This is a genomic window from Rhizobium sp. BK049 (assembly GCF_014193135.1).
Taxonomy (GTDB): Bacteria; Pseudomonadota; Alphaproteobacteria; order Rhizobiales; family Rhizobiaceae; genus Rhizobium.
On the sequence record NZ_JACHYV010000022.1, the window covers coordinates 78,792 to 101,774 of the forward strand.

General features: G+C 61.0%; 24 protein-coding genes and 1 pseudogene. 11 read left to right on the plus strand and 14 right to left on the minus strand.

Going from position 1 to position 22,983, the window contains the following annotated elements; translation table 11 throughout:
* Positions 1 to 221: 221 nt before the first annotated feature.
* The 4 genes from petA to FHT70_RS21595 all read left to right on the plus strand — a co-directional run bounded on the left by petA (position 222) and on the right by FHT70_RS21595 (position 3,662).
* The gene (gene petA / locus FHT70_RS21580; RefSeq protein ID WP_011426278.1) at positions 222 to 800 is read left to right on the plus strand and encodes a ubiquinol-cytochrome c reductase iron-sulfur subunit; all 579 of its coding nucleotides are present in this window, start codon (positions 222 to 224) and stop codon (positions 798 to 800) included.
* Positions 801 to 814: 14 nt separating this feature from the next.
* Entirely contained in the window at positions 815 to 2,095 is a 1,281-nt protein-coding gene (locus FHT70_RS21585) for a cytochrome b N-terminal domain-containing protein (protein WP_085778917.1), read from the plus strand.
* A gap of 25 nt (positions 2,096 to 2,120) precedes the next feature.
* On the plus strand, positions 2,121 to 3,005 hold the full coding sequence (locus FHT70_RS21590) for a cytochrome c1 (protein ID WP_020921913.1): 885 nt from the start codon (positions 2,121 to 2,123) through the stop codon (positions 3,003 to 3,005).
* Between the two features lie 114 nt (positions 3,006 to 3,119).
* Positions 3,120 to 3,662, plus strand: a complete 543-nt coding sequence (locus FHT70_RS21595) for an adenine phosphoribosyltransferase (RefSeq protein WP_183704738.1) — start codon at positions 3,120 to 3,122, stop codon at positions 3,660 to 3,662.
* 18 nt (positions 3,663 to 3,680) lie between these two features.
* Here FHT70_RS21595 and FHT70_RS21600 read toward each other — a convergent pair whose 3' ends face one another.
* Together FHT70_RS21600 and FHT70_RS21605 are read right to left on the minus strand one after the other, a co-directional pair.
* The gene (locus FHT70_RS21600) at positions 3,681 to 4,148 is read right to left on the minus strand and encodes a MaoC family dehydratase (RefSeq protein WP_183704740.1); all 468 of its coding nucleotides are present in this window, start codon (positions 4,146 to 4,148) and stop codon (positions 3,681 to 3,683) included.
* The gene (locus tag FHT70_RS21605; RefSeq protein ID WP_097596953.1) at positions 4,145 to 4,636 is read right to left on the minus strand and encodes a MaoC family dehydratase; all 492 of its coding nucleotides are present in this window, start codon (positions 4,634 to 4,636) and stop codon (positions 4,145 to 4,147) included. Before FHT70_RS21605 ends, FHT70_RS21600 begins: the two co-directional genes overlap by 4 nt.
* Before the next feature lie 193 nt (positions 4,637 to 4,829).
* Between FHT70_RS21605 and FHT70_RS21610 the strand changes: the two genes are divergently transcribed.
* Positions 4,830 to 5,903, plus strand: coding sequence for a hypothetical protein (locus tag FHT70_RS21610; protein ID WP_097596952.1), 1,074 nt, complete (start codon positions 4,830 to 4,832; stop codon positions 5,901 to 5,903).
* A gap of 15 nt (positions 5,904 to 5,918) precedes the next feature.
* Here the strand turns inward: FHT70_RS21610 and ychF are convergent, their stop codons facing one another.
* The gene (gene ychF / locus FHT70_RS21615; RefSeq protein WP_020921909.1) at positions 5,919 to 7,022 is read right to left on the minus strand and encodes a redox-regulated ATPase YchF; all 1,104 of its coding nucleotides are present in this window, start codon (positions 7,020 to 7,022) and stop codon (positions 5,919 to 5,921) included.
* A gap of 154 nt (positions 7,023 to 7,176) precedes the next feature.
* Between ychF and FHT70_RS21620 the strand changes: the two genes are divergently transcribed.
* From FHT70_RS21620 to clpS, 3 genes are all read left to right on the plus strand, one after another.
* Entirely contained in the window at positions 7,177 to 7,455 is a 279-nt protein-coding gene (locus tag FHT70_RS21620) for an AbrB/MazE/SpoVT family DNA-binding domain-containing protein (protein WP_183704742.1), read from the plus strand.
* Complete coding sequence (locus FHT70_RS21625) at positions 7,445 to 7,843, plus strand: type II toxin-antitoxin system VapC family toxin (RefSeq protein WP_097596950.1); 399 nt, start codon at positions 7,445 to 7,447, stop codon at positions 7,841 to 7,843. Before FHT70_RS21620 ends, FHT70_RS21625 begins: the two co-directional genes overlap by 11 nt.
* A gap of 92 nt (positions 7,844 to 7,935) precedes the next feature.
* On the plus strand, positions 7,936 to 8,247 hold the full coding sequence (clpS, locus tag FHT70_RS21630) for an ATP-dependent Clp protease adapter ClpS (protein WP_085780144.1): 312 nt from the start codon (positions 7,936 to 7,938) through the stop codon (positions 8,245 to 8,247).
* Between the two features lie 9 nt (positions 8,248 to 8,256).
* Here the strand turns inward: clpS and FHT70_RS21635 are convergent.
* From FHT70_RS21635 to FHT70_RS21655, 5 genes and pseudogenes are all read right to left on the minus strand, one after another.
* Positions 8,257 to 8,717: pseudogene (locus tag FHT70_RS21635) on the minus strand (GNAT family N-acetyltransferase).
* The gene (pth, locus tag FHT70_RS21640) at positions 8,714 to 9,445 is read right to left on the minus strand and encodes an aminoacyl-tRNA hydrolase (protein WP_097596948.1); all 732 of its coding nucleotides are present in this window, start codon (positions 9,443 to 9,445) and stop codon (positions 8,714 to 8,716) included. Before pth ends, FHT70_RS21635 begins: the two are co-directional and overlap by 4 nt.
* 92 nt (positions 9,446 to 9,537) lie before the next feature.
* Positions 9,538 to 10,251, minus strand: coding sequence for a transporter substrate-binding domain-containing protein (locus FHT70_RS21645; RefSeq protein ID WP_097596947.1), 714 nt, complete (start codon positions 10,249 to 10,251; stop codon positions 9,538 to 9,540).
* Positions 10,252 to 10,275: 24 nt separating this feature from the next.
* Positions 10,276 to 12,627: an EAL domain-containing protein gene (locus tag FHT70_RS21650; protein ID WP_183704744.1), complete on the minus strand. Its 2,352-nt coding sequence runs from the start codon at positions 12,625 to 12,627 to the stop codon at positions 10,276 to 10,278.
* A gap of 234 nt (positions 12,628 to 12,861) precedes the next feature.
* Positions 12,862 to 13,476: a 50S ribosomal protein L25/general stress protein Ctc gene (locus FHT70_RS21655; protein WP_085778907.1), complete on the minus strand. Its 615-nt coding sequence runs from the start codon at positions 13,474 to 13,476 to the stop codon at positions 12,862 to 12,864.
* Positions 13,477 to 13,878: 402 nt separating this feature from the next.
* On the opposite strand from FHT70_RS21655, the gene FHT70_RS21660 reads away from it, so the two are divergent.
* Positions 13,879 to 15,429, plus strand: a complete 1,551-nt coding sequence (locus FHT70_RS21660; RefSeq protein WP_183704746.1) for a hypothetical protein — start codon at positions 13,879 to 13,881, stop codon at positions 15,427 to 15,429.
* A 210-nt stretch (positions 15,430 to 15,639) separates the two neighbouring features.
* On the opposite strand, the gene FHT70_RS21665 is transcribed toward FHT70_RS21660, so the two are convergent.
* The 6 genes from FHT70_RS21665 to lgt form a co-directional block, all read right to left on the minus strand.
* Positions 15,640 to 16,572 (minus strand): ribose-phosphate pyrophosphokinase, encoded by a 933-nt coding sequence (locus FHT70_RS21665; RefSeq protein ID WP_011426263.1) that lies wholly within the window; start codon positions 16,570 to 16,572, stop codon positions 15,640 to 15,642.
* A gap of 105 nt (positions 16,573 to 16,677) precedes the next feature.
* Entirely contained in the window at positions 16,678 to 17,499 is an 822-nt protein-coding gene (locus tag FHT70_RS21670) for a hypothetical protein (RefSeq protein WP_183704748.1), read from the minus strand.
* A 102-nt stretch (positions 17,500 to 17,601) separates the two neighbouring features.
* Positions 17,602 to 18,753, minus strand: a complete 1,152-nt coding sequence (locus FHT70_RS21675) for a Xaa-Pro peptidase family protein (protein ID WP_097596943.1) — start codon at positions 18,751 to 18,753, stop codon at positions 17,602 to 17,604.
* A 5-nt stretch (positions 18,754 to 18,758) separates the two neighbouring features.
* Positions 18,759 to 19,553: a peptidoglycan editing factor PgeF gene (gene pgeF, locus FHT70_RS21680; RefSeq protein WP_097596942.1), complete on the minus strand. Its 795-nt coding sequence runs from the start codon at positions 19,551 to 19,553 to the stop codon at positions 18,759 to 18,761.
* A 109-nt stretch (positions 19,554 to 19,662) separates the two neighbouring features.
* Positions 19,663 to 20,763, minus strand: a complete 1,101-nt coding sequence (locus FHT70_RS21685; protein WP_183704750.1) for a class I SAM-dependent methyltransferase — start codon at positions 20,761 to 20,763, stop codon at positions 19,663 to 19,665.
* Positions 20,764 to 20,781: 18 nt separating this feature from the next.
* Entirely contained in the window at positions 20,782 to 21,630 is an 849-nt protein-coding gene (gene lgt, locus FHT70_RS21690) for a prolipoprotein diacylglyceryl transferase (protein ID WP_183704752.1), read from the minus strand.
* A gap of 204 nt (positions 21,631 to 21,834) precedes the next feature.
* On the opposite strand from lgt, the gene FHT70_RS21695 reads away from it, so the two are divergent.
* Together FHT70_RS21695 and FHT70_RS21700 are read left to right on the plus strand one after the other, a co-directional pair.
* The gene (locus FHT70_RS21695; protein WP_085778900.1) at positions 21,835 to 22,095 is read left to right on the plus strand and encodes an accessory factor UbiK family protein; all 261 of its coding nucleotides are present in this window, start codon (positions 21,835 to 21,837) and stop codon (positions 22,093 to 22,095) included.
* Between the two features lie 387 nt (positions 22,096 to 22,482).
* Positions 22,483 to 22,983 (plus strand): YbjN domain-containing protein, encoded by a 501-nt coding sequence (locus FHT70_RS21700; protein ID WP_004680153.1) that lies wholly within the window; start codon positions 22,483 to 22,485, stop codon positions 22,981 to 22,983.

Below are 22,983 nucleotides of genomic sequence, written 5' to 3' on the forward strand. Positions count from 1 at the left end.
TGCAACATACGGGCAAGCGGGTGTTTGCCGTAAAAAATTCATCTGAAATTTCCCGCGACATTGTGCCCTCATCCCCCTGTCAAGGCTGGACATAATTTGCGATCAAGCTTAGAACGCGCCGGATTGCCGGGGAATCTATGGCCGAAATGTGTCCAGATCGATTCGCCAGCAGAGGGGGCGGGGCGGAATTCCGCGATAACTGCGCAGAGGATGGTTAAGCCGTGAGCGAACACGTAACGACAAGCGAGGCTTCAGCAGAGCCCACTCGCCGTGATTTCCTTTATCTCACCACTGGTATGGCGGGCGCTGTCGGCGCCGTTGCTGTCGCATGGCCGTTCATCGACCAGATGCGTCCGGATGCGTCGACGCTGGCGCTTGCCTCCATCGAAGTCGACGTCGCGAGCCTCGAGCCCGGCATGTCACTGACGGTCAAGTGGCGCGGCAAGCCGATCTTCATCCGCAACCGCACGCCGGAGGAAGTGAAGGCGGCGGCCGATGTACCGCTGGCGGATCTCAAGGATCCGATCGCGCGCAACGCGAACCTTCCGCCTGAAGCGCAGGCAACCGGTGTTGACCGTTCGGGCGGCAAGGACAAGGAAAACTGGATCGTCATGATCGGCACGTGCACCCATCTCGGTTGCGTTCCGCTCGGTCAGGCCGGTGAGTACAATGGTTGGTTCTGTCCCTGCCATGGCTCGGTCTACGACACGGCCGGCCGCATTCGCAAAGGCCCTGCGCCGCAGAACCTGGCGATTCCGACCTTTTCATTTGTGTCCGATACCAAAATCAAGATCGGTTGAGGGGAGACTGATTTATGAGTGGCCATTCCAGCTACGAACCATCAACCGGCTTCGAAAAATGGGTCGATGCGCGCCTGCCGCTGCCGCGCATGGTCTATGACAGCTTCGTGGCATATCCGGTTCCCAGAAACCTGAACTATGCCTATACCTTCGGCGCGATGCTTTCCGTCATGCTGATCGTGCAGATCCTGACGGGTGTCGTGCTCGCCATGCACTATGCCGCCGACACGACGATCGCTTTCAACTCCGTTGAAAAGATCATGCGCGACGTCAACCACGGCTGGCTGCTGCGTTACCTGCATGCCAACGGCGCCTCCTTCTTCTTCGTCGCCGTCTACCTGCACATTGCCCGGGGCCTCTACTATGGCTCCTACAAGGCGCCGCGCGAAATCCTCTGGATCCTCGGTGTGGTCATCTACCTGCTGATGATGGCGACGGGCTTCATGGGCTACGTCCTGCCCTGGGGGCAGATGTCCTTCTGGGGCGCGACCGTCATCACCGGCTTCTTTTCGGCCTTCCCGCTGGTCGGCGAATGGGTGCAGCAGTTCCTGCTCGGCGGCTTTGCCGTCGATCAGCCGACGCTGAACCGCTTCTTCTCGCTGCACTACCTGCTGCCTTTCATGATTGCAGGCGTCGTCGTCCTGCATATCTGGGCGCTGCATGTGACCGGCCAGACCAACCCGACTGGCGTCGAGGTCAAGACGAAGACCGACACCGTGCGTTTCACGCCCTATGCAACGATGAAGGATGCCCTCGGCGTCTCCGTCTTCCTGCTCGTTTACGCCTATTTCGTCTTCTACCTGCCGAACTTCCTCGGTCACGCCGATAACTACATCCCGGCCGATCCGTTGAAGACGCCCGCCCACATCGTTCCTGAATGGTACTTCCTGCCGTTCTACGCGATGTTGCGTTCGATCACCTTCAACATCGGCCCGATCGACTCCAAACTCGGCGGCGTGCTCGTGATGTTCGGCGCGATCATCGTGCTCTTCTTCCTGCCGTGGCTTGACACCTCGAAGGTCCGCTCGGCGGTCTACCGTCCCTGGTACAAGCTGTTCTTCTGGCTGTTCGTGCTCAACGCAATCATCCTAGGCTGGCTCGGTTCGCAGCCGGCGGAAGGCAGCTACGTCATCGTGTCGCAGATCTGCACGCTTCTCTACTTCGCCTTCTTCCTGGTCGCGATGCCAGTTCTGGGTCTGGTGGAAACGCCGCGCCGCATCCCGAACTCGATCACGGAGGCGGTGCTTGAAAAGCGCAACAAGACCACTGGCGCCGCCGCGGCGGCCAATGCGTAAGCGAGCGACGGAAGGGAATAGAACTATGAAAACGCTTGTTGCAAGCATTCTGCCGCTTGCCGTCGCCGCTCTCCTTGGCAGCGCCGCTTTCGCCGAGGAAGCGACGCCCGCGAATGGTGCAGCTCCCGCGCATCACGAGGAAGGGGCGACGCCGCACTATCCGCTAAAGGAGCCAAAGGAGCAGGAATGGAGCTTTGCCGGCCCCTTCGGCCACTACGACAAGGCTCAACTCCAGCGCGGCCTCAAGGTCTACACGGAAGTCTGTTCTGCTTGCCATTCGATGAGCCTCGTGCCTTTCCGCACGCTCGACGAACTCGGTTATTCCGAGGCGCAGGTGAAGGCATTCGCTGCCAATTACGAAGTTCAGGACGGGCCGGACTCGGCCGGCGAAATGTTCACCCGCAAGGCAGTCCCTTCGGATCATTTCCCATCGCCCTTCGCTAATGCTGAAGCCGCGGCTGCGTCCAATAACGGTGCGGCTCCGCCCGATTTTTCGTTGATCGCCAAGGCCCGTGAAGTCGAGCGCGGCTTCCCGCAGTTCGTCTTCGACATCTTTACGCAGTATCAGGAAAGCGGCCCGGACTACATCTACTCGCTGCTGACCGGCTATGAAGAGCCGCCAGCCGGCTTCCAGGTGGCGCAGGGCGCGCATTATAACCCGTATTTCCATGCTGCCGCCGTTCTCGCTATGCCGAAGCCGCTTTCCGACGGCCAGGTAACTTATGACGACGGCGCGCCGGCGACCGTCGACCAATACGCCAAGGACGTTTCCGCCTTCCTGATGTGGGCCGCCGAACCGCATCTTGAGGAGCGCAAGCGCACCGGCTTCATGGTGATGGTGTTCCTGGCGATCTTTACCGTGCTGATTTACCTGACGAAGCGCTCGGTTTACGCCAACAAGGAACATTAAGCGTTCCGTGCCTGAATTTGAAAAGGCGGCTTGCGAGCCGCCTTTTTTGTTGGTTCCACCCTCGGCAATTGATAGGGTGCGCCGGTTTTATGCGCTCGCAAATACGGACGTTCCATGGGCAATACAATTTCGGAGCTCGCAGCCAGCATTCGCTCCATCCCCGACTATCCCAATCCCGGCATTATCTTCCGTGACATCACTACGCTGCTCGGCAACCCCCGTGCTTTCCGCCGGGCGGTCGACGAGCTGGTGCAACCCTATGCCGGCACGAAGGTCGACAAGATCGCCGGCGTGGAGGCGCGCGGCTTCATCCTCGGCGGTGCGGTGGCGCATCAGCTTTCCTCGGGCTTCGTGCCGATCCGCAAGAAGGGCAAGTTGCCGCACGACACGGTGCGCATCGCCTACAGCCTGGAATATGGCGTCGATGAAATGGAGATGCATCGTGATGCGGTCCAGCCCGGCGAGAAGGTGATCCTGGTCGACGATCTCATCGCCACCGGCGGCACGGCCGTGGGCGCGACGCAGCTTCTGCGCCAGATCGGCGCGGAAGTGGTCGGCGCCTGCTTCGTCATCGACCTGCCCGACCTTGGCGGCCGCAGGAAGCTGGAAGAGCTCGGCGTCGTCGTCCACACGCTGGTCGAATTCTCCGGGCATTGAGCCCGCGTTGCGGCGGCGTCAGTCGAATTCCAGCACACCGCTTTCAAAGCGCATGACGGGATCGCCGTTCTGATTGACGCCCTCGCAGAGGATGGTGTTGAGATGCCAGCCCGGCCGTGATGCCAGCGGTCGGCTGGAGAGCAGGGCGACGGAATAGGTCACGACGTCACCCGCAAAGACCGGCCGCAGCCATTGCAGCTTCTGAAAGCCGGGTGAGGGGCCGAGGTTCGGCGCCGTCAGGCCCCGCTCGGCGAGTGCGACGCGCTGCCTTTCCCAGAAGGCGAGGAAGGTTCGCATCCAGGCGGCCGTGGTGTGCCAGCCCGAGGCGCAAAGCCCGCCGAAGAGCGTGTCTTTCGCTGCTTCCTTGTCGACGTGAAAACGCTGCGGATCGTGGCGGGTTGCGAAGCGGATGATGTTTTCCTCGGTGAAGGTGTAGGTGCCGATCTCGGCTTTCTGACCGACGGTGTAAAGCTCGGACATTCTCATGCTGACGGCTCCGAGCTCACGTTGGCATCCTCCGGAGTGGGGCGCGCGCGGATCATCACGGAATTCTCTGAGAGGCAGACGAGTTCGCCGCGCTGGTTTTCCACCGCGTGGCGGAATTTGACGATGCCCATGCCGGGGCGCGAGCGCATCGGCCGGGCTTCGAGAACGGTCGAATGGCCCTGCAGCGTATCGCCCGCAAGCACCGGCTTTCGCCATTCCATCAGATCGATGCCCGGCGCACCCTCGCAAAGTGCGTCCAGCACGTAGCTGTCTGCCATCATGCGCATGAGCATTGCGGAGGTATGCCAGCCGGAGGCGGCAAGCCCGCCGAGGATGCTGGCGCGACCGGCGGCTTCGTCGAGATGCATCGGCTGCGGGTCGAATTCGCTGGCGAACTCGATGATTTCTTCGGTGAGCACCAGTTTCGGGCCGAGGGCGAAACGGCGGCCGGGTTCAAAATCCTCGAAAGACAGCTTTTCTGCCGGCATTCTCTCCTCCGCCATATCAAGCGCCTAGAACAGGATGTTTTTAGGCCGGTCGGCCTAAAATCTGAATCCTGTTCTACATTAAAGAGTTAGAGCATGATGTTCGTCCGAAAACCGCTTACACTTTTCGCCATCATGCTCTAGTGCTTACAATAGCATCCGCGCGGGCTCAATGATTCCCGGGAGATAAACCGGTATGACGGAACTGAGGTCGATACTAGACGAGGCGGCGCGCCAGGGGCTGATTTCGTCGGAAGCGGGCGGGCGGCTTCTGCCGTTTCTGACCGAGCGTGGCGTGTCTGTTGTTGAGACGCAGAAGGCAGTCGCAGCCGAGGAGCGGGCCTGGTCGGACACCGAGACGCCGCGCTTCGTGCGCGGCTTTCACGACGTGCTGATCACCATCGGTGTTATCGTCGCGCTCGTCGGCCTCTGGGGCCTGGCGCCGCTTTACGCCGTGCCGGTCGCTATCATCGTGCTTTCGGAAATCCTGGTGCGCCGCCAGCGGCTCGCCTTGCCGGCTGTCAGCCTGACAATCGCGCTGTTCTGCTGGACATTTTTGCTGATGTCCCGCGTCTTCACGCCATGGACCTCCGAAATCGGGGCGGATCTGACGCAGTTCGTCGCCGGCTTTCCGATCCTGCTCGGCGTCTATTATGCCCGCTATCGCGTGCCCCTGTCGCTGGCGCTCACTATCATGTCGACGCTTGCCTTGGTGCTCACGCTGCTTTTGCGCCTGGTGCAATGGCTAAGCGGCAATCCCGCGTTTTTCGTCGATCATCTTGGCGTGCTGGCCGCTGTCGCTTTCGTCTGCGCGCTCGGCCTGTTCGCGACGGCGCTATATTTCGATCTCGGCGACCGGCTGCGGCGGACGACGCGTTCGGATATCGCCTTCTGGCTGCATCTCGGCGCAGCGCCGGCGCTGCTCTACAGTGCCGTCTCGCTACTATCGTTCGGGGAAGCCGGCCGTATCTTCGACCTGGCGAACATGTCGGCCCGGACTCCCGTGGTCGTCGCGACCGTGGCGGCGCTGATGCTGATCGGCCTGGTCATCGATCGTCGCGCCTTCGTCACGTCGGGGCTGCTGTCTCTCGGCGTTGCGATCTTCAGCGTCGTCCGCAAGGGAAATGCGACCGTCGATACCTACATCTTCACGACGCTGATCGTTGTCGGCGCGATCGTGCTCATTATCGGAACGGGTTGGATGCCGCTTCGGCGGCTGGTGCTCAGGGCACTGCCGCCGGCAATCGCAAACAGGCTGCCGCCGGGTTAAGGCGGCAGCGATTTTTCAGGTATTGAAACGGAAGTGGATGACGTCGCCGTCCTGGACGACGTATTCCTTGCCTTCGTCGCGCGCCTTGCCGGCATCCTTGGCGCCAACTTCGCCGTTGTACTTGATGTAATCGTCGTAGGCGATGGTGTTGGCACGGATGAAGCCGCGTTCGAAATCCGAGTGGATGACGCCGGCGGCCTGCGGCGCCTTGGTGCCGCGCTCGATCGTCCAAGCGCGCGTTTCCTTCGGGCCGACGGTGAAATAGGTGATGAGGTCGAGCAGCTTGTAGCCGGCGCGGATCAGCCGGTCGAGGCCCGCCTCGTCAAGGCCGAGGGCAGAGAGGAATTCCTTGGCTTCCTCTTCGGCAAGCTGGGCGACCTCAGCTTCGATCGCCGCCGAGATAATGACGGTTTCGGCGCCCTGCTCCTTCGCCATGGCGGCGACGGCGGCGGTGAATTCGTTGCCGGTCGAGGCATCGCCTTCGGCGACGTTGCAGACATAGAGCACCGGATGCGAGGTGAGAAGGTTGAGCCCCTTGAGGATGGCGATCTCCTCGGCATCGAGCTTCGACAGCAGCGTGCGCACCGGCTTGCCTTCGTTGAGTAGCTTCAGCGAGGCTTCCATGATCGGCAGCATCGCCATCGACTCCTTGTCCTTGCCGGTGGCGCGCTTGCGCGTCTGCTCGGTTCGGCGCTCCAGGCTCTCGAGATCGGCGAGCATCAGCTCGGTCTCGATCGTCTCGGCATCGGCGACCGGATTGATACGGCCCTCGACATGGGTGATGTCGCTGTCTTCGAAGCAGCGCAGCACATGCACGATCGCATCGACTTCGCGGATATTGGCGAGGAACTGGTTGCCGAGGCCTTCACCCTTCGAGGCACCGCGCACCAGGCCGGCGATATCGACGAAAGAAATGCGGGTCGGGATCAGTTCCTTGGATTTGGCGATGTCGGCCAGCTTGCGCATGCGCGGATCGGGCACGGCGACTTCGCCGGTGTTCGGCTCGATGGTGCAGAAGGGGTAGTTCGCCGCCTGTGCAGCCGCCGTCTTGGTGAGCGCATTGAAGAGGGTCGATTTGCCGACGTTCGGCAGACCGACGATGCCGCATTTGAAGCCCATGGCTTGATCCATATCTATTGGTAACTTTGCCCTGCCTATGCGGGAATGGCCGGCTCGGGTCAAGGGTTTGCGGCACGAATCGAAAAAGCAAGGCCAGCCGGTTTGAAGGTAAGGCGGTTTAGCCTTACCTTTTGGCGGAAAGGACACAGCTGACATGGCAACCCTGAAAGTGACAGCAAAAGGACAGGTCACCTTGAGAAAAGGAGTGCTTCGGCACCTCGGGATCAGGCCCGGCGATAAAATCGACGTTGATCTCCTGGCTGGTGGCAAGCTTGAGGTCGTTGCGGTCAAAACCCAGCCGGCCAGCCGTTCCATCGAGAATTTCTTCGGAAGTCTCGAGAACAAGGGCAATATTCATGCGACGCTCAAGGAGATCGATGAGGCCATAAAGGCGGGCTGGGCTGGCGAGGTCGGCATCGCTGATGATCGTTGATACGAATGTGCTCGTGCGGGCGGCCGTGGATGACGATCCGAAGCAAACGGAACATGCAAGGATATTGATGCGCGAGGCTGAGCGGCTGTTCGTCTCCAACCTGACGTTCTGCGAGTTCGTCGGGGTCGTCGGCCGGATTTATCGTAAAAGCGCCTCCGAGATCGCTGCGACCATCCGGCTGCTGTTAGCCGACAGGAAGATCGTCTACGACAGAGCAGCTGTCGAGGCTGGATTGTCCTTCCTCGATGCCGGCGGTGATTTCGCCGATGGCGTCATTGTCTTCGAAGGCCGCAGGCTTGGCGGGGAAGTATTCGCGACCTTCGACAGGAAGGCTGCCGCCATCGTCGAAAGCGCCGGGCGAGCCTGCCTGCTGCTCTCGTCGGAATGATATTCCGTCATTGAACTGCCGTGCTGACGATGCAATATAGTCCGGCGGATGTTTCTTCCGCCTTTTCATGTCATCAACGGGTGGATTTTCCGATGACTGACAATGACGTTGCCCTGAAACCGAAGACCAAGGTGAAGCCGAAGCTGGACAAGCCGAAGCTCTACAAGGTCATTCTCGTCAACGACGATTACACGCCGCGCGAATTCGTCATTGTGATCCTGAAGGTCGTCTTCCGTATGAGCGAGGAGACGGGTTACCGAGTGATGATGACGGCGCACAAGCTCGGCTCCTGCGTGGTCGTGGTCTGCGCCAAGGACATTGCCGAGACCAAGGCCAAGGAGGGTATCGACCTTGCCAAAGAGATGGGTTTCCCGCTGATGTTCACCACAGAGCCCGAGGAATAGCCTTTCAGCTCACGGTCGGCGGATCTGATAGCCGGTCTTGTCCTGCAGGAAGCCGCAATTTTCGTAGAACCGCAGCGTCACCGGGTTCTTCGAGCCGGTGAGCAACATCACCTTATAGCAGCCGGCCTTCCAGGCCTCATTCACCGCATGGCCGACGACGGCGCCTGCATAGCCGCGCCGGCGGTGCTCGGCGTGGGCGACGACGTTTTCGATCAGCGCATAAGAGGCGCCGCCGCGCGTCAAGTTCGGCACGATGATCAGCGTGACGGTGGCGGCGGCGTGAGGCCGGCAAAGCCGATGAATACAGTCATGCCGGGCTGGGCGAGAATGGCGGAAAAGCGCTCCTCGGCCATGGTCCCGTCGAGAATGGGATCGGTCGGATTCAGATGCCGGTAGAGGACGGTCAACCCATTGAGATCGTCGGGAGCGGCACTGCGGATGGTAAAATCCCGGTCTGGCAGCGGCCTCATTCCCCCTTGTTGCCGAACATCTTTTTCAGCATCTCTGCCATCGGGCCGCTGGTCGGCAGCTTCGGCTGATTGCTGTTGCGGGCCTGGCGGATATGCGACTGGCCGGCCGGCTTCTTGTCGCTATCCTTGCTTTCCTTTCGCGGCTTCTCTTCCTCGGCCTTGCCACCCAACGCCAGGGCGATCTTGTTCATCAGCTGTGAATCCTCGTTTCGCACCAGCATGTCGGCATTGTCGGCCAGCGTTTCGAGAAGCGGCTCCAGCCACGCCCTGTCGGCCTTGGCGAAATCGCCGAGCACGTGGTTCTGCACCATCTCCTTGACGCCGGGATGGCCGATGCCGAGGCGCAGCCGCCGGTATTCCTTGCCGCAATGGGCGTCCAGCGACCTGATGCCGTTGTGGCCGCCATGGCCACCGCCGGTTTTCAGCCGCGCCTTGCCAGGGGGCAGGTCGAGTTCGTCATAGATCGCGACGAGCTCGGCGGGCTGGAGCTTGTAGAAGCGCATCGCCTCGCCGACGGCCTCGCCGGAGAGGTTCATGTAGGTCTGCGGCTTGATCAGCAGGACCTTGTCGCCGCCAAGTTCTCCCTCCGCAATTTCGGCCTTGAACTTCTTCGACCAGGGCGAGAAGCCGTGGCGCCGATGGATGGCGTCGACGGCCATGAAGCCGATATTGTGGCGGTTGCCGGCGTATTTGCCGCCGGGATTGCCGAGACCCGCGATGATCAGCATGGCCTGTCGTCCTCGCTTAAGCTTTTCCGACGTTCACCACCCGGAAACGGGAGCAAAGTCAAGCGGAAAGGGCAGTGGCGAACCGGGCGGTATCAGTCCGACAGGTTCATACCGTATTTCTGGAAGATCTGCTTCTGGTCGCCATCGGCAATCAGCTTGTTGAGCGCAGCCTGCATCTTGGCGAGCAGATCGTCGGGAAAGCTCTTCTCGCAGGCGATGCCCATGGGCTGGGAGGAGAGCACGGTTACGATCTCCACCGGCTGATCGGCCTTCAGCTTTTCGAAATAGAGTTCGGAGATCGGCATCATGTCGATGCGACCGCTGAGCAGCTTGCGCAGCGTGGCGTTGAAGTCACTGGCGACGTCCAGCTTGGTGAAACCCTTCTCCTTCAGGATCGTCTCGGTGTAGTCCTCGCGCTGGGTGCCGATCGTATATTTCTTTGCTTCGTCGAGATTGCTGGCGGTGACGCCCGAACCCTTGCGGGTGATTAGGATGTTTCGGTCGATGAGCAGCGGCTCGACCCATTTGAACAGCGGATCGCGCGCGCTATTGTGGGCGGTGGCGAAAACACATGTCATCGGCGCAGTGCGGGCAAGGCCGAAAGCACGCGCCCAAGGCATGACTTCGATCGTATAGTCGACGCCGATCGCGGCCATCACCTTTTCGACCTGCTCGACCGTCGCGCCTTTGATCTCTTTGCCTTCGCGATAGTTGAAGGGGGCGTAATCCTCGGTCGTGAAAGCAACCGTCTGTGCGTGGGCGGCGCAAGGCAGCGCCAGCCATGCGAGAAGCAGGAGCTTTTTCATCGTGTCGTCTCCTTCGTTCTTCGTTTACGAGGCGCGTGCGACGGCTGATTGCGGGGCCATCAGTTCCTCAGTGAGTGCGGCTGCGTGCTGTGGACGATGGAAGAGATAGCCCTGGCCATAGTCCAGACCCATCTGGTGAAGCGTGCGGCATTCCTCTTCCGTCTCGATGCCCTCGGCGATGACGGTGCAGTTCATCTTGTGGGACAAGGTGGTGATGCCTTCGATCAGCATGCGGCTCTTCTGGCGCACGTCGTCATCGCCGTCGTTGATCGCGCGGGTGAAGGACTGATCGATCTTGATGATATCGACAGGGAAACGGTTGAGGTAGCTGAGCGACGAGTAGCCGGTGCCGAAATCGTCGAGCGCGATGCGGCAGCCGAAGCGGCGAAGCTCGGTGACGATCATGCGAATCTGCGGATTGTCGTGCATCAGCACGGCTTCCGTGATCTCGACCACGATGCGCTCGGGGCGGATGCCGTGGCGACCGACGATCGCGGCTAGACGGGCCGGCAGTGCCGGCTCGAACTGCAGCGGCGAGAAGTTGATGGCCAGGTAGGTGTCCTGCATCCCCGATATGCGAGAGATTTTCGCGAGATTGGAAATTGCCTTTTCCATGATGACGTTGCCGACGCGGACGATCTTGCCCGTCTCCTCAGCGACGCTGATAATTTCGGCCGGCGGCATCAGACCTTTCTGCGGATGGTTAAGGCGCATCAGCGCCTCGAAACCGGCAATGCCGCGGCGGTTGAGATTGACGATCGGCTGCAGGAAGGCTTCAAACCAATTGTCGACGAGGCCGGCTTCGATATTGGCCTCGATTTCGGCGCGGCTGCGGGCGCGGTCGAGCATGGCTTTGTCGAAGAGCTGTGCGCCGTTCTTGCCGTCCCGTTTCTTGGCATACATCGCCATGTCGGATTTCTGCAGCAGCTCGGCCGCGGTCGCGGCGTGATGTGGGTAGATGGCGATGCCGATGGACGCGCTCAGATGCATGTCCGGGGCAAATGGCGTTTCGAAGATTGAGGCGATCTGCTCGCACATCGCCTTTGCGCGCGTTTCGGCGTCCTTCGCAGGCAGCAGGATGGCGAACTCGTCGCCGCCGAGACGGGCCGCCTCGTCGGAGGGGGCAAGATGGGTCTTCAGGCGCTCGACGAGTTTGATCAGCGCCGTGTCGCCGGCAGCGTGCCCCATATTGTCGTTGATCCACTTGAAGCGGTCGAGATCGACGAAGAGGCAGGCGAGTTCCTGGCCGGCGGCGTCTGCGGCAGCGATCTTGTTATCAAGCACCGCCTCGAAGCCTTGGCGGTTGAGAAGCCCGGTCAGATGGTCGGTGATTGCCTGGCGATGGTTGCGGTCCTCCGAAGCCTTGAGCTCGGTCACATCCGTCATGACGGACAGCGAGAGGCGATCGTGAGCGCCGGCGGCCGCTTCCGATTCCATGATAAGGACGTCCATGGTGCGGCCGTCGCGGCAGACGAATTTGACGGTGACCGTCATGCCGTTTTCAGCGTAGCGGCGCTTGACGAATTTATTGCGGCTGTTCGGCGTGACCAGATCTGCAAAATTGCGGCCAATGACGTCGGCGCGACTATAACCGGTGGCGAGCAGCCAATAGTCGCTGACGGCAGTGATGCGGTCTTCCTCATCGAGCGAGAAGAGCATGGCGGGCGTCAGATTGTAGATGTCGGTGGCGCGGCGATGGGCGAGCTTCAGCTCCTTCTCCTCGCTTTCCAGCTTGGTTTGCATCTCGTTGAAGCTGCGGGCAAGCCGTCCCATCTCGTCGTTCGACTGCCAGTCGACATGATGGCGCGAGCCGAGCTGCCGGGTGGCCTCGATTGCCGCCGTCAGACGCATCAGCGGCTGGATGACGAAGAACCGGTTGCCGATCAACGCTGTGCCGAAAACGGTCAGAACCGCGAAGATGAAGATCGAAATGAAGACGACCTCTTCCTGCTTCAGACCGGAAAACAGCCCGAGGGCGGGATAATAGACGCTGATGCTGCCGAGGTTCTTCGGACCGTCGACGGTGTTGTAGATGATGGCACGCGACACCTGCACGAGCTTGCCGTCAAAGGAACGCGGAATGGTGGATTGGCTGACGTCGAGCTGACCCGACTGATCCCGCACCTCGACCTTGACGATGGCGCCCTGGGAAACGACCGTCGCGCTGATCTGGGTGACGCTTTCCTCATCGAGGTCCCAGAGCGGTTTTGCCAGGGCTTGAGCGTTGGCGACAAGAAGAACAGAGATATGGTCGCGTATTTCTTTATCAGCGCGTTCCGAGGAAAGAAAAAGGAAAAGAACAAAAAGCGGAGCGACAAAAACAAGCAGCGCTCCGCAAACAATCCCAAAAAACCTGTTCTCAACGGAATTGTTCATGGTTCCGTCTACTCCCCCAGGCCGGCATATTTGCTGTCGCGCGTTCAGGCCGGCTTCTTCGCAGCTGACGGCCCATGCTTTCACGAATATGTTAAATGTTGCTGAAACGGAGGCTTGGCAGGCAATGAAAAGCCCGCCTTCCCCGTGAACTGGTTCTCGAAAGTTGGATGACGACTTTCGGGAGCCACTTCACCGGGGAAGGCGGGCCATATGCTTTGCAACTGGTCGAAGCGATCAGGCTTCGGCTTCGCCTTCAGCTTCCGCGGCGCTCTCATCGACGCCGGCAGCCGGAGCGACGATGGTCGCGACCGTGAAGTCGCGGTCGATGACCGGGCTGACGCCCTTCGGCAGGGTGACTTCCGAAATATGGATGCTGTCGCCGATCTTCTTGCCGCTAAGGTCGATGTTGAAGAATTCCGGGATCGCATCGGCCGGGCAGTGAACTTCAACTGCGTGGCGGACGATGTTCAGAACGCCGCCGACCTTGAGGCCCGGAGACTTCGCTTCATTGATGAAGTGAACCGGGATTTCGACGGTCACCTGTGTGTTGCCGGAGACGCGCAGGAAATCGACATGCAGCGTGAAGTCGCGGACCGGATCGAGCTGGTAGTCCTTCGGCAGAACCTTGTACTTCTTGCCGTCGACTTCGATGGTCGCCACGGTGGTCATGAAGCCACCGGCGTGAATGCGCTTCGTCACCTCATTGGTGTTGAGAGCGATGGCAATGGGGGCCTGCTTGTCACCATAGATGACAGCGGGAATCAAACCGTTGCGGCGAAGTTCACGGGCGGACCCCTTACCAACCCGTTCGCGCGCCTCGGCCTTGAGCTCGTAAGTTTCCTGGCTCATGGCTATTCCTTTCGAGGTTATTTGGAGAGTTCGGCGGCAGGCAAAAGCCCAGTTCCGTCGAACCGGAGGCGGGTTTTCCCATCCTCATCCGCGTTGCCTCCAAGGGTGTCTACGCGGACCGGTGGCCTATAGTATAAGTCGCCCGGAAACGCAAGTTGCCGATTGCGCCGGTTTTTCGGCGATGGAGGGGCTTTCGCCGGGGCGCTTCATCATCGGTGAGAGCGAACTCGCCCAGATTGCATCCGCACCCATCCCAATGCGAGAACCTTGTTGAAATCACTCGCGATCTGCACCTGGTCAAACGCAAAATTGCCAGTGCTTATCGCCACTTGGCTTGACATTGCCGCGCTTCGCATCTTTGGATGGCCGCAATCAAAAAGTGGCTGAGGAGAAAACCAGACCATGCGTCTCAAACTTGTCACGGCAACGAGTATTCTTGCCCTTTGCCTTTTCACCGGGGCCGAGGGCGCGGAGATCAACCAGGAGGGCGCCAACGCGGTCAAGGAGACCCTGACGAAGCTGCTTCCGCAGGATTTGGCAAAAAGCGGCTTCATCACCGTCAATCCGGCCGGCGCACGCTATGAGGTCATCTACGATCTGGCGAAGCTGCTTACCAAGGCGGATCCGGCGACGTTTACGATCACAGGGTTGACACCGTTTTCGATGTTCGCCACGCCGCTCGACAGTGGCCTCTGGAACATCGAAGGCGACAACAGGCTCAACGTCTCGGGCCATTTCAAGGGTCCAGACCAGAAGCCGACGGATTTCACCTATTCTATCGCGTCGCTTGTTTATTCCGGCGTCTTCGACCCGGCGATCAGCTATCTGCGCTCCGGCACCTTCGCGGCCAAAGACATCAAGGTGGCCAGCAAGTCCGAAACGGAGGAGGTCCATGCCAGCATCGCCAGCATGGATCAGAAGCTGAGTTCGACCGACAGCGCAGGCGGCCACGGACGGATCGATTTCGCCGGCAGCGGCTCGATGTCCGATTTCGTCGAGCAGGTTTCCGGCCTGCAAATGCCGCCCATCGAACTTCGTGCCGGCTCGATCAATGTCGAGGCCAAGGTGAATGGCCTACCGGCCAAGCAGATTCGCGAGATGGTCTTCTTCGTGCTTGACCATGTCGATGAGAAGGAATTGAGCCCGGAAAACAGCGACAAGATAAAGGGAATAGTGAAGGAGGCCTTCCCGCTTCTGACCTTGTTCAGCGAGACGATCGGGGTCAACGACCTGACCGTCAGCAGCGAGATGGGCAAGGGCGGTGCCAAGGCATTCGGCTACAACCTCGCCATCGACGGGCCGAGTGACGCCATGCGTTTCGGCTTCGGCATGAATGCGCAGGAGATCAGCCTCGACACGCCGCTGATGCCGGCAAACTATTCGGCCTTCATGCCGAGCAACTTCGATTTCCAGCTCGCGCTTCCGAATCTGGATTTCGCAAGCTTCGGCGACGCCCTCATGGCGATGGATTTCAAAGATTCGGCGTCCGAGAAGACCGGCGAGGAGATGGCGAAGAAGCTCTTCCGCGATGGCCGGCTTGCCGTCGAGTTTCCGAAGATCAGTGCCAAATCGCAGGTCTATGACGTCGATATAACCGGCAGGATCGAAGGTCGCGTCGATACCGAGAAGGACTATTCGATGGAGGCGACGATCCTTGCCCGCGATCTCGACAAGACGATCGCGGCGGTTCAGGAGCTTGCCAAGACGGACCCCGACCTCAACCAGGTCTCCTTCGGCATCATGATGGTGAAGGGCTTTGCCAAGACCGATGCGGATGGCCGTTCGCGCTGGGACGTGAGCATCAGCCGCGACGGTTCCGTGGCGGTCAATGGCCAGCAGATCAAGGGACCGGATGGTCCGGACCAGGACCAGGATCAGGGGCTGGAGTCGGACGAGCAGCAGGAACCGGATCAAGGTCAGGACGTAGTCCCTGCGCCGCCGCAGCAGCCTTGAACGTTCTCGATTGGAATTGAACAAGAAAGAGGCCGGCTTGTGCCGGCCTTCAGGCTGCTGACAAACCACTGCAAAAGCCGTGACGCCATCCTCGGCCTTGTACCGAGGATCTGCGCCGGCCGATTAAATATCTGAAAATAATGCTTTCCTGCCAAGGAATTGCAGAGGTCAGATGCTCGGCACAAGGCTCGGCATGACGGAGGAGGCTTTTCAATCGAAGAGGCTGGAGACGGACTCTTCCTGGCTCGTGCGGCTGATGGCTTCGCCGATCAGCGGGGCCGTCGTCACGACGCGGATATTGTGCGCTGAAAGCACCGCCGTTGTCGGCTGGATCGAATCGGTGATGACGAGCTCACGCAGCTTCGAGGAAGTGACGCGGGTGACCGCGCCGCCCGAGAGAACGCCGTGCGTGATATAGGCGGTGACGCTGGAGGCACCCTGGGCGAGCAGTGCGTCGGCCGCATTGCAGAGGGTGCCGCCGGAATCGACGATGTCGTCGATCAGCAGGCAGTCCTTGCCGGTGACGTCGCCGATGATGTTCATGACTTCGGATTCACCTGGCCGATCGCGACGCTTGTCGACGATGGCCAGAAGACAGTCCAGCCGTTTGGCGAGCGCGCGGGCGCGCACCACGCCGCCGACGTCCGGCGAGACGACCATGACATTGCTGAGGTCATAATGGCTCTTGATGTCGCGCGTCAGCACGGGCAGGGCGAAGAGGTTGTCTGTGGGTATATCGAAGAAGCCTTGGATCTGACCGGCATGGAGATCGAGCGTCATGACGCGATCGGCGCCGGCTTCGGTAATCAGGTTGGCAACCAGCTTGGCGGAGATCGGCGTGCGGCCGGATGCGCGGCGGTCCTGACGGGCATAGCCGAAATAGGGAAGAACGGCGGTGATGCGGCGTGCCGACGAACGACGCATGGCGTCGATCATGATCAGCAGTTCCATCAGGTGGTCGTTGGCGGGAAAGGCGGTGGGCTGCACGAGGAAAACGTCCTCGCCGCGCACGTTTTCCTGGATTTCCACGAAGATTTCCTGGTCGGCAAACCTTCGGACACTGGCTCTTCCCAAAGGAACATTGAGATAGTTGCAGATCGCTTCGGCGAGTTGCCGGTTCGAATTGCCTGCGAAAACCTTCATTTTGGTCCGCCTGTTATGCGCTGATAGCCGCGCTTTTTAGTCAGCTTCCCAGTGAATGCAAGGGCAAAGGCGCCACAGACTTTCATATTTGCAAAAAGTTTGTGACTAACCGCCCTGAGTTTGCCGCCAGGAGGTGAATTCCGCGATGGTTTTCGAGCCGATCTGCTGCATCACCGAAGCCGGGACACCCGCCCAAGGGTCGGCGGCGGCCGTCGGTACGCTTTCCTGCCCCTGGATGCGGTGCAGGCGGGCGCCGCCACCGTCGAGAATGTCCCAGACGTAGACGACGGTGACCTTGCCGTCGTCACTGAAGGCAGAGAGATAACCTTTGAGGATGTAATCGCTGCTCGTGTCGTTCGAGCTCTTGATTGAAAGGCCGTGGGCGCGCGCCTCGGCGCCGAGCTGGCGCGAGAGCGGAGTCACGGCTTGCACCGGGGCCCCGATGATCGGCAGGAAGCGCACGGTATTGCCGCGCGCGGATGATGTCCCGGGGGTGAGGGCAGCGGTCTGCTGCGGTTGCTGCGCGTCAAGCCGCTGGCCGGGCTGTGTTGGCGATCCGGCGCCGGCGGCAGCCGGCGGCAGCGCCTGTCCCTTGATTGGAGCGGAGGCGGCGGGCGAGGAGCCGTTCCTCGACAGCGCGTCTGCCTGCTCCTGCATCGTCGTCGGGGGCGCGCCGCTGCCGGGTCGATAGGTTCTTTGCGATTGATCATAGGCCGGATGATAGCCACTCGGCTGTGTGCTCCCGGCAAAAACCGGCTGGCGGGTGCCGGCCAGACGTTCTGCCTCGCCCTGCGTCACCGGACTTGACGGCGGAGTTCCGGAGGATTCGCCGATGCCGACTTGCGGCGTCAGCGCGTCGGTGGTGTTGCAGGCGGTCAGCAGAGCCATGACGAACAGGAGCGTGGGCACAGTCGCAGCTCGCGTCATCCCGTGATCCGTCCTTCCCACAATCGTATCAACCCGCCCGGATTTATGCGGGCGGGGATGGTCCTCTGTCAATTCCGGATTCTCACCGGTCAGTCCCGGTCTTCAAAGGCCGATGAAATCGAGCGAATGACGGGAAAGTGTGCGCGGCGCATCCGCCGTCGTCAGGTAGGTCTGTCCGAGCGTCATTGCCGTGCCGGTATCGGAATCGGCAATGATCATGTGCACGAAGAGCGACATGTTCGGCTCGATCGGCTGCGGATTGCCGACATGGAACATCTGGTGCTCCATCCAGGAGGGCGAGAAGCGGGCGCCGAGCGAATAACCGCAAGCATTCAGCCGGTGTCGGGCAAGGCCACGCTCGTCCATGATCCTGGCATGGATGTCGAAGACGTCGCCGAAGGTGTGGCCGGGCTTCAGCACGGTCTCGATCGCCTCAATGGTTTCGCGGCAGGCATTGTAGAGCTCTCGATGGCGTTGCATCGGCTCGCCGATGACGATCGTGCGCATCATGGCGGCATGATAATGCGCATAGGTGCCGGCCCATTCCAGCGTCAGCTGGTCGTTGGCGTCGAGCTTGCGGCGGCCGGCCTTGTAGCGGCAGAGCAGGGCGTCGGCAGCGGAGCCGATGATGAACTCGTTGGCGGGATAATCGCCGCCGCCGGAAAAGACCGCACCCTGCATGGCGGCGAGGATATCGGCCTCGTCGGCGCCCGGTTTCGTTAGCCGGATTGCGGCGTCGAGCGCGTCGTCCGCGAGAGCGGCAGCGCGCTCGACATAGGCGACTTCCGTCGGGCTCTTGACGAGACGAAGACGGCTGACGAGATAGGAGGCGTCGACGATCTGGCCGAAAGTGGTCAACTGCGCGTCGAGCAGGCGGGCGATGCGGCCGGTCATCCCGTGCGTATCATATTCCACGCCGATGCGTGCGCCGAGCAGATCCATCTCGACCAGGAGGTTCTTCAGGTCGAGCGTCGGATCGGCATTGACCCTGTCGACCCAGATGTGGATGTCTTCGAGGATCGAAGTGTGTTTGGCCTGGCGGAGATCGGCCGAGCGGGTGATCAGCGCCATCGTACCGTCGCTCTTGACGACCAGCGTCTGGAAAAAGCAGTAGCCGAAGGTGTCGTAGCCGGTCAGCCAATACATGCTTTCCTGGGCGAAGAGCAGCAGGGCGTCGAGCTTTTCTTCCTTCATCTTCTCGGTGAGGCGTGCCAGCCGGCTTGCGAACTCGGCCTTTTCGAAATGCAGTGCCATTCTGCTCAAGTCTCCCTGATTGATATCGCTGAAATCTGGCGGCCGTAGTCCGGCTCGTTGCGATGTGTCGTCCTGCGATAGGAAAAGAAGCGCTCGCTATCCGGATAGGTGCAGAGCCCGAGGTTTTCGGCCTGCACACCAGCCCGCGTCAGCCTGTCGATCGTCAGCGCCGGTAGATCGAACATGGCGCGGCCCGGCGTTGCGGACGGCGTGAAAAAGCGTTCGTAGTCCGGATTTTCGGCGACGAAGCGATCGACGAATTCCGGCCCGACCTCGTAACTCGCCTGACTGATCGAGGGGCCGAGGCAGGCCAGTAGGCTGGCGCGATCGGCCCCCAGGGCTTCCATGGCCGCAATGGTGTTTTCGAGAACACCGGTCAGCGCGCCCTTCCAGCCGGCATGGGCGGCGCCGATGACGCGATTTTCGGGATCGACAAAGAGGACCGGACCGCAATCGGCGGCCAGCACGCCAAGCGCAATGCCGGGAACTGCCGTCACCATCGCGTCGGCGTCGGGGCGGGCGCCGTCGTAATCGGCGCCAATCGTCACGACGTCGGGCGAATGCACCTGATGAACAGTTGCCAGCCGCTCGAGCGGCAGGTCGAACCAGGCGGCGACGCGGCGGCGATTTTCCATGACGTTCCGGCGCTCGTCGTTGGAGCCGAGGCCGACATTGAGACCGCGATAGATCCCTTCGGAAACACCGCCGGCCCGGGTGAAATAACCGTGGCGGATGGTGCCGCCCGTCGCTTCGTTCAGCAGCGGGCTTTGGATCGGTGCGGGAGAGGCCGCGTCCTGCATCTGTAATTCCGGGTTTTCGAGGGGTTTGTTTTGTCCCGAGCGCATCGCGTCTGCGGCGCGCTTCAAGTTCCTGTTTCGCGCGGATGTTGGCTCAGCCGCGTGCGCCCTGTCAATCCACCGGGCGAAAGGGCATGAGATCGACGGCAGGATGGGAGACCGCCATCACCTTGAAGAGTTCACCCATCCGGCCCTCACCGGCGCCGGCAAGCCTGTCGACCGCCGATTGAATGACCTGCTGGGTCTGCGGCTCGCGGTCACGCCCGAGGGCTGCGGCGCGTTCGAGAATGCCGAGGCCGGTCAGAAAGTCACCCTGGTGCAGGGCGCCGTTCAGATGGAGGCCGGCCGTCAGTGCCGTCTCGGCGAGCTGCTGGAAATCGACATGGCTCGTCAGGTCAGCTTCGCCGGGATGGGCGAGCGGCGGGTCGAATTCATGCATGCGCACCGCCTGCAGCGTATCGCCGAAGCCGGTGACGAGATGGCCGTAGTCGACGACCAGCGCCGTGCCGCCGAAGGCGCGCAGCCGCTCGCAGATCGCCATCATCACGGCCTGGCGGGCGGGTGAGATCTCGAAGAGCGTGCCGAGCGGCAGGTTCTGCACCGGTTCCGGCAGTAGGGCCGGATCGAGGCCCGCGACACCTGCGGCAAAGGTCAGTTCGCCATCGGCGTCAAGCCCGACCATGCGCTCGCGGAAACCCGTTTGCGTGCGGACGAACTGTCGGATCGGGATTGCGTCGAACAATTCGTTGGCGGCAATCAGCGTGAAGCCGGGCGGGACCTCATCGAAGCCACCGTGCCACGCGATCCTTTCGCCATAAGCTTCGAGTGTCTGGCTCTGGACGTCGCGCAGGCGCTCGCTGGTTTCGACGAGATGCACGCCCATCGTGTCAAACAGCGGCGGGGCGATGCGGGCGATGACACGCAGCATATCCGCCATCATCGTGCCGCGGCCAGGCCCGATCTCGACAAGGCGCACATCTGCCGGCGTGCCGTGGCGCTGCCAGGCATGGACGACGAAGACGCCGATCATCTCGCCGAAGATCTGGCTGACTTCGGGCGCGGTGACAAAATCGCCGGACCGGCCGAAGGGTTCTCGGGTGCGGTAATAGCCGTGCTCGGGATCGGCGAGGCAGAGCGAGAAATAGTCGGTGACGCTGATCGGGCCGTTGGCCTGGATGATCGCCTTGATCTTTTCGCCTAGAGCGGTGGTCATGTCGCGCGTCCTGCCGGTTTAGAGCTGCGGCGCGGCCTGGCGGCGGGCCCGCAGGATCGCCCAGAGGCCGAGCAGGATCATCGGGGAGGAGAGGACCATACCCATGGTCAGCCAGTTCGTGCCGAGGAGGTAACCGAGCTGGGCGTCCGGCTCTCGGAAGAACTCGACGAAGATGCGCGACAGTGCATAACCGCAGACGAAGACGCCCGTGATGAAGCCAGGGCTTTTCAGCGCACGCATGCCGTAGACGAGGGCGGCAAGCACCAGGAGCAGAACAATGCCCTCAAGGCCGGCCTCGTAGAGCTGGCTCGGATGGCGGGCGAAGGGCCCGCCGGTCGGGAAAACCACGGCCCAGGGGACGTCGGTCAGCCGGCCCCAGAGCTCACCGTTGATGAAATTGGCGATGCGGCCGAAGAACAGGCCGAAGGGAACGACGGCGGCGACGATATCGAACAGGCTCCAGATCGGAATGGCATTGCGGCGAGCAAAGATGATCATGGCAATCGTCGTGCCGGTCAGGCCGCCGTGGAAGGACATGCCGCCGTTCCAGATTTCGACTGCGCGGATGGGATCGCGCAGGACAGCGGGGAGGTCATAGAAGAAGATATAGCCGAGACGGCCGCCGAGCACGACGCCGAGGGCGGCCCAGACGATGAAATCGTCGAGCTGCGTCTTCGTCATCGGCGATCTATTGCCCGGCCAGAGACTGTCGTTGGCGGCGAGGCGGCGCGCATAGGCCCAGCCAAGCAGGATGCCGGCGACGTATGCCAGGCCGTACCAGTGAATCGCCAACGGACCGATCGAAAAAGCGATCGGATCGATGTCCGGGAAAGGCATGATCGCAAGGAGATTGGCTGCTGTCGGCAAGGTTTTCCCATCCGTTGAGGTCGGCGGAACATGCCGCCGCGATCCCGGACGGTCAAGTGCATTGTTCGTGATCGCGCCTCGGCTGCCCGCTTCAGGATAAGGCTATCCCGCGCAAAGCGCTTGCATCGCGGGTGGCGAAGCCCTACCTCAATCTTCGAGGCCCCGAAGGGCTGAATTCACCTTATACGAAGGGAGAAAAACGCCATGACGACCGGAACGAACCGCATCATGGACGAGTTCGCCAAGCTGATGACCGATGCGGCAGGTGCCGCGCAGGGCGTCCGCAAGGAGATCGAGACGGCTTTCAACGCCCAGGCCGAGCGTTGGCTGAACAGCATGGACGTCGTCAAGCGCGAGGAATTCGAGGCCGTGCGAGAGATGGCGATCAAGGCGCGCGATGAGAACGAGGCGCTTGCCGCCCGTATCGCGGCGTTGGAGGCCAAGCTCGCCAGCGAGGGCCACTAAATCCAGCTAGGTGCAGATGCGGCGTTGCCTTCATGCCACACGCCGCATCTGTCACAAAAAATTCCAGGTGAGTTTTCCACCTGTGGACACTGCCAAAAAAGCCAATACGCAGAGTCGCTTATTCTCCCTTCTGAATTGAGTTTCGAAGTGCTTTCCACAGCAGGCCTGCCCTATTTTCCCTTCTGGGGGCTGGCAGGTGGCAAGGGTCATTATACACTGATTTTAAATGATGATTCGAAGCGACTTGGTAAGCTCCGGGCAGGTTATCTGCGTTAAGTCTGGCAGCGGTTCAACGATCATCCGATGGTGGTTTCCGGTATTGCGTGTGTCTTTCTTGTGTTCGTATCCCAAGCTAAGCCGCATTCGTTCCGGTCAAGAAGGTGCTGCATGAACCTGATGGAATTGGAAGTCGAGCGTCAGTCGAACCCGGTCGATATGATCGAGTACGTGGCCTCCAACAACGACTGGTCGTTCGAGCGATCCGGCGAGGACGAGATCGCGATGACGGTCGAGGGACGCTGGGCGGACTATCATGTTTCCTTTTCCTGGATGGAGGAATTCGAGGCGCTGCATCTTGGCTGCGCTTTCGATATCAAAGTCCCCGACATTAGGGTCAACGAGGTGGTCAAGCTGCTCTCGGCGATCAACGGGCAGGTCCTGATGGGTCATTTCGATCTCTGGCGTCAGGAAGATGTCGTCATCTTCAGGCAGTCGCTGCTGCTTGCAGGCGGCGCGGAGCCGACCAATCGCCAGGTAGAGGTGCTGCTTTCCAGTGCGCTCGACACATGCGAAGCCTATTTCCAGGCATTCCAGTTCGTTGTCTGGTCCGGCATGGACGCGGCTAAGGCGATGGAAGCCGTGCTGTTCGAAACGGTAGGCGAGGCATAA

Bases quoted from the DNA above. Each gene is read 5' to 3' on its own strand.
- FHT70_RS21685 (WP_183704750.1), bottom strand. From the start codon at position 20,763: ATGACCACCGCTCTAGGCGAAAAGATCAAGGCGATCATCCAGGCCAAC.
- FHT70_RS21645 (WP_097596947.1), bottom strand. From the start codon at position 10,251: ATGAAAAAGCTCCTGCTTCTCGCATGGCTGGCGCTGCCTTGCGCCGCC.
- FHT70_RS21585 (WP_085778917.1), top strand. From the start codon at position 815: ATGAGTGGCCATTCCAGCTACGAACCATCAACCGGCTTCGAAAAATGG.
- FHT70_RS21610 (WP_097596952.1), top strand. From the start codon at position 4,830: ATGACGGAACTGAGGTCGATACTAGACGAGGCGGCGCGCCAGGGGCTG.
- FHT70_RS21655 (WP_085778907.1), bottom strand. From the start codon at position 13,476: ATGAGCCAGGAAACTTACGAGCTCAAGGCCGAGGCGCGCGAACGGGTT.
- FHT70_RS21595 (WP_183704738.1), top strand. From the start codon at position 3,120: ATGGGCAATACAATTTCGGAGCTCGCAGCCAGCATTCGCTCCATCCCC.
- FHT70_RS21660 (WP_183704746.1), top strand. From the start codon at position 13,879: ATGCGTCTCAAACTTGTCACGGCAACGAGTATTCTTGCCCTTTGCCTT.
- FHT70_RS21590 (WP_020921913.1), top strand. From the start codon at position 2,121: ATGAAAACGCTTGTTGCAAGCATTCTGCCGCTTGCCGTCGCCGCTCTC.
- pth (WP_097596948.1), bottom strand. From the start codon at position 9,445: ATGCTGATCATCGCGGGTCTCGGCAATCCCGGCGGCAAATACGCCGGC.
- FHT70_RS21665 (WP_011426263.1), bottom strand. From the start codon at position 16,572: ATGAAGGTTTTCGCAGGCAATTCGAACCGGCAACTCGCCGAAGCGATC.
- FHT70_RS21650 (WP_183704744.1), bottom strand. From the start codon at position 12,627: ATGAACAATTCCGTTGAGAACAGGTTTTTTGGGATTGTTTGCGGAGCG.
- FHT70_RS21625 (WP_097596950.1), top strand. From the start codon at position 7,445: ATGATCGTTGATACGAATGTGCTCGTGCGGGCGGCCGTGGATGACGAT.
- FHT70_RS21675 (WP_097596943.1), bottom strand. From the start codon at position 18,753: ATGGCACTGCATTTCGAAAAGGCCGAGTTCGCAAGCCGGCTGGCACGC.
- FHT70_RS21700 (WP_004680153.1), top strand. From the start codon at position 22,483: ATGAACCTGATGGAATTGGAAGTCGAGCGTCAGTCGAACCCGGTCGAT.
- FHT70_RS21695 (WP_085778900.1), top strand. From the start codon at position 21,835: ATGACGACCGGAACGAACCGCATCATGGACGAGTTCGCCAAGCTGATG.
- ychF (WP_020921909.1), bottom strand. From the start codon at position 7,022: ATGGGCTTCAAATGCGGCATCGTCGGTCTGCCGAACGTCGGCAAATCG.
- FHT70_RS21620 (WP_183704742.1), top strand. From the start codon at position 7,177: ATGGCAACCCTGAAAGTGACAGCAAAAGGACAGGTCACCTTGAGAAAA.
- FHT70_RS21600 (WP_183704740.1), bottom strand. From the start codon at position 4,148: ATGAGAATGTCCGAGCTTTACACCGTCGGTCAGAAAGCCGAGATCGGC.
- FHT70_RS21670 (WP_183704748.1), bottom strand. From the start codon at position 17,499: ATGACGCGAGCTGCGACTGTGCCCACGCTCCTGTTCGTCATGGCTCTG.
- clpS (WP_085780144.1), top strand. From the start codon at position 7,936: ATGACTGACAATGACGTTGCCCTGAAACCGAAGACCAAGGTGAAGCCG.
- FHT70_RS21605 (WP_097596953.1), bottom strand. From the start codon at position 4,636: ATGCCGGCAGAAAAGCTGTCTTTCGAGGATTTTGAACCCGGCCGCCGT.
- pgeF (WP_097596942.1), bottom strand. From the start codon at position 19,553: ATGCAGGACGCGGCCTCTCCCGCACCGATCCAAAGCCCGCTGCTGAAC.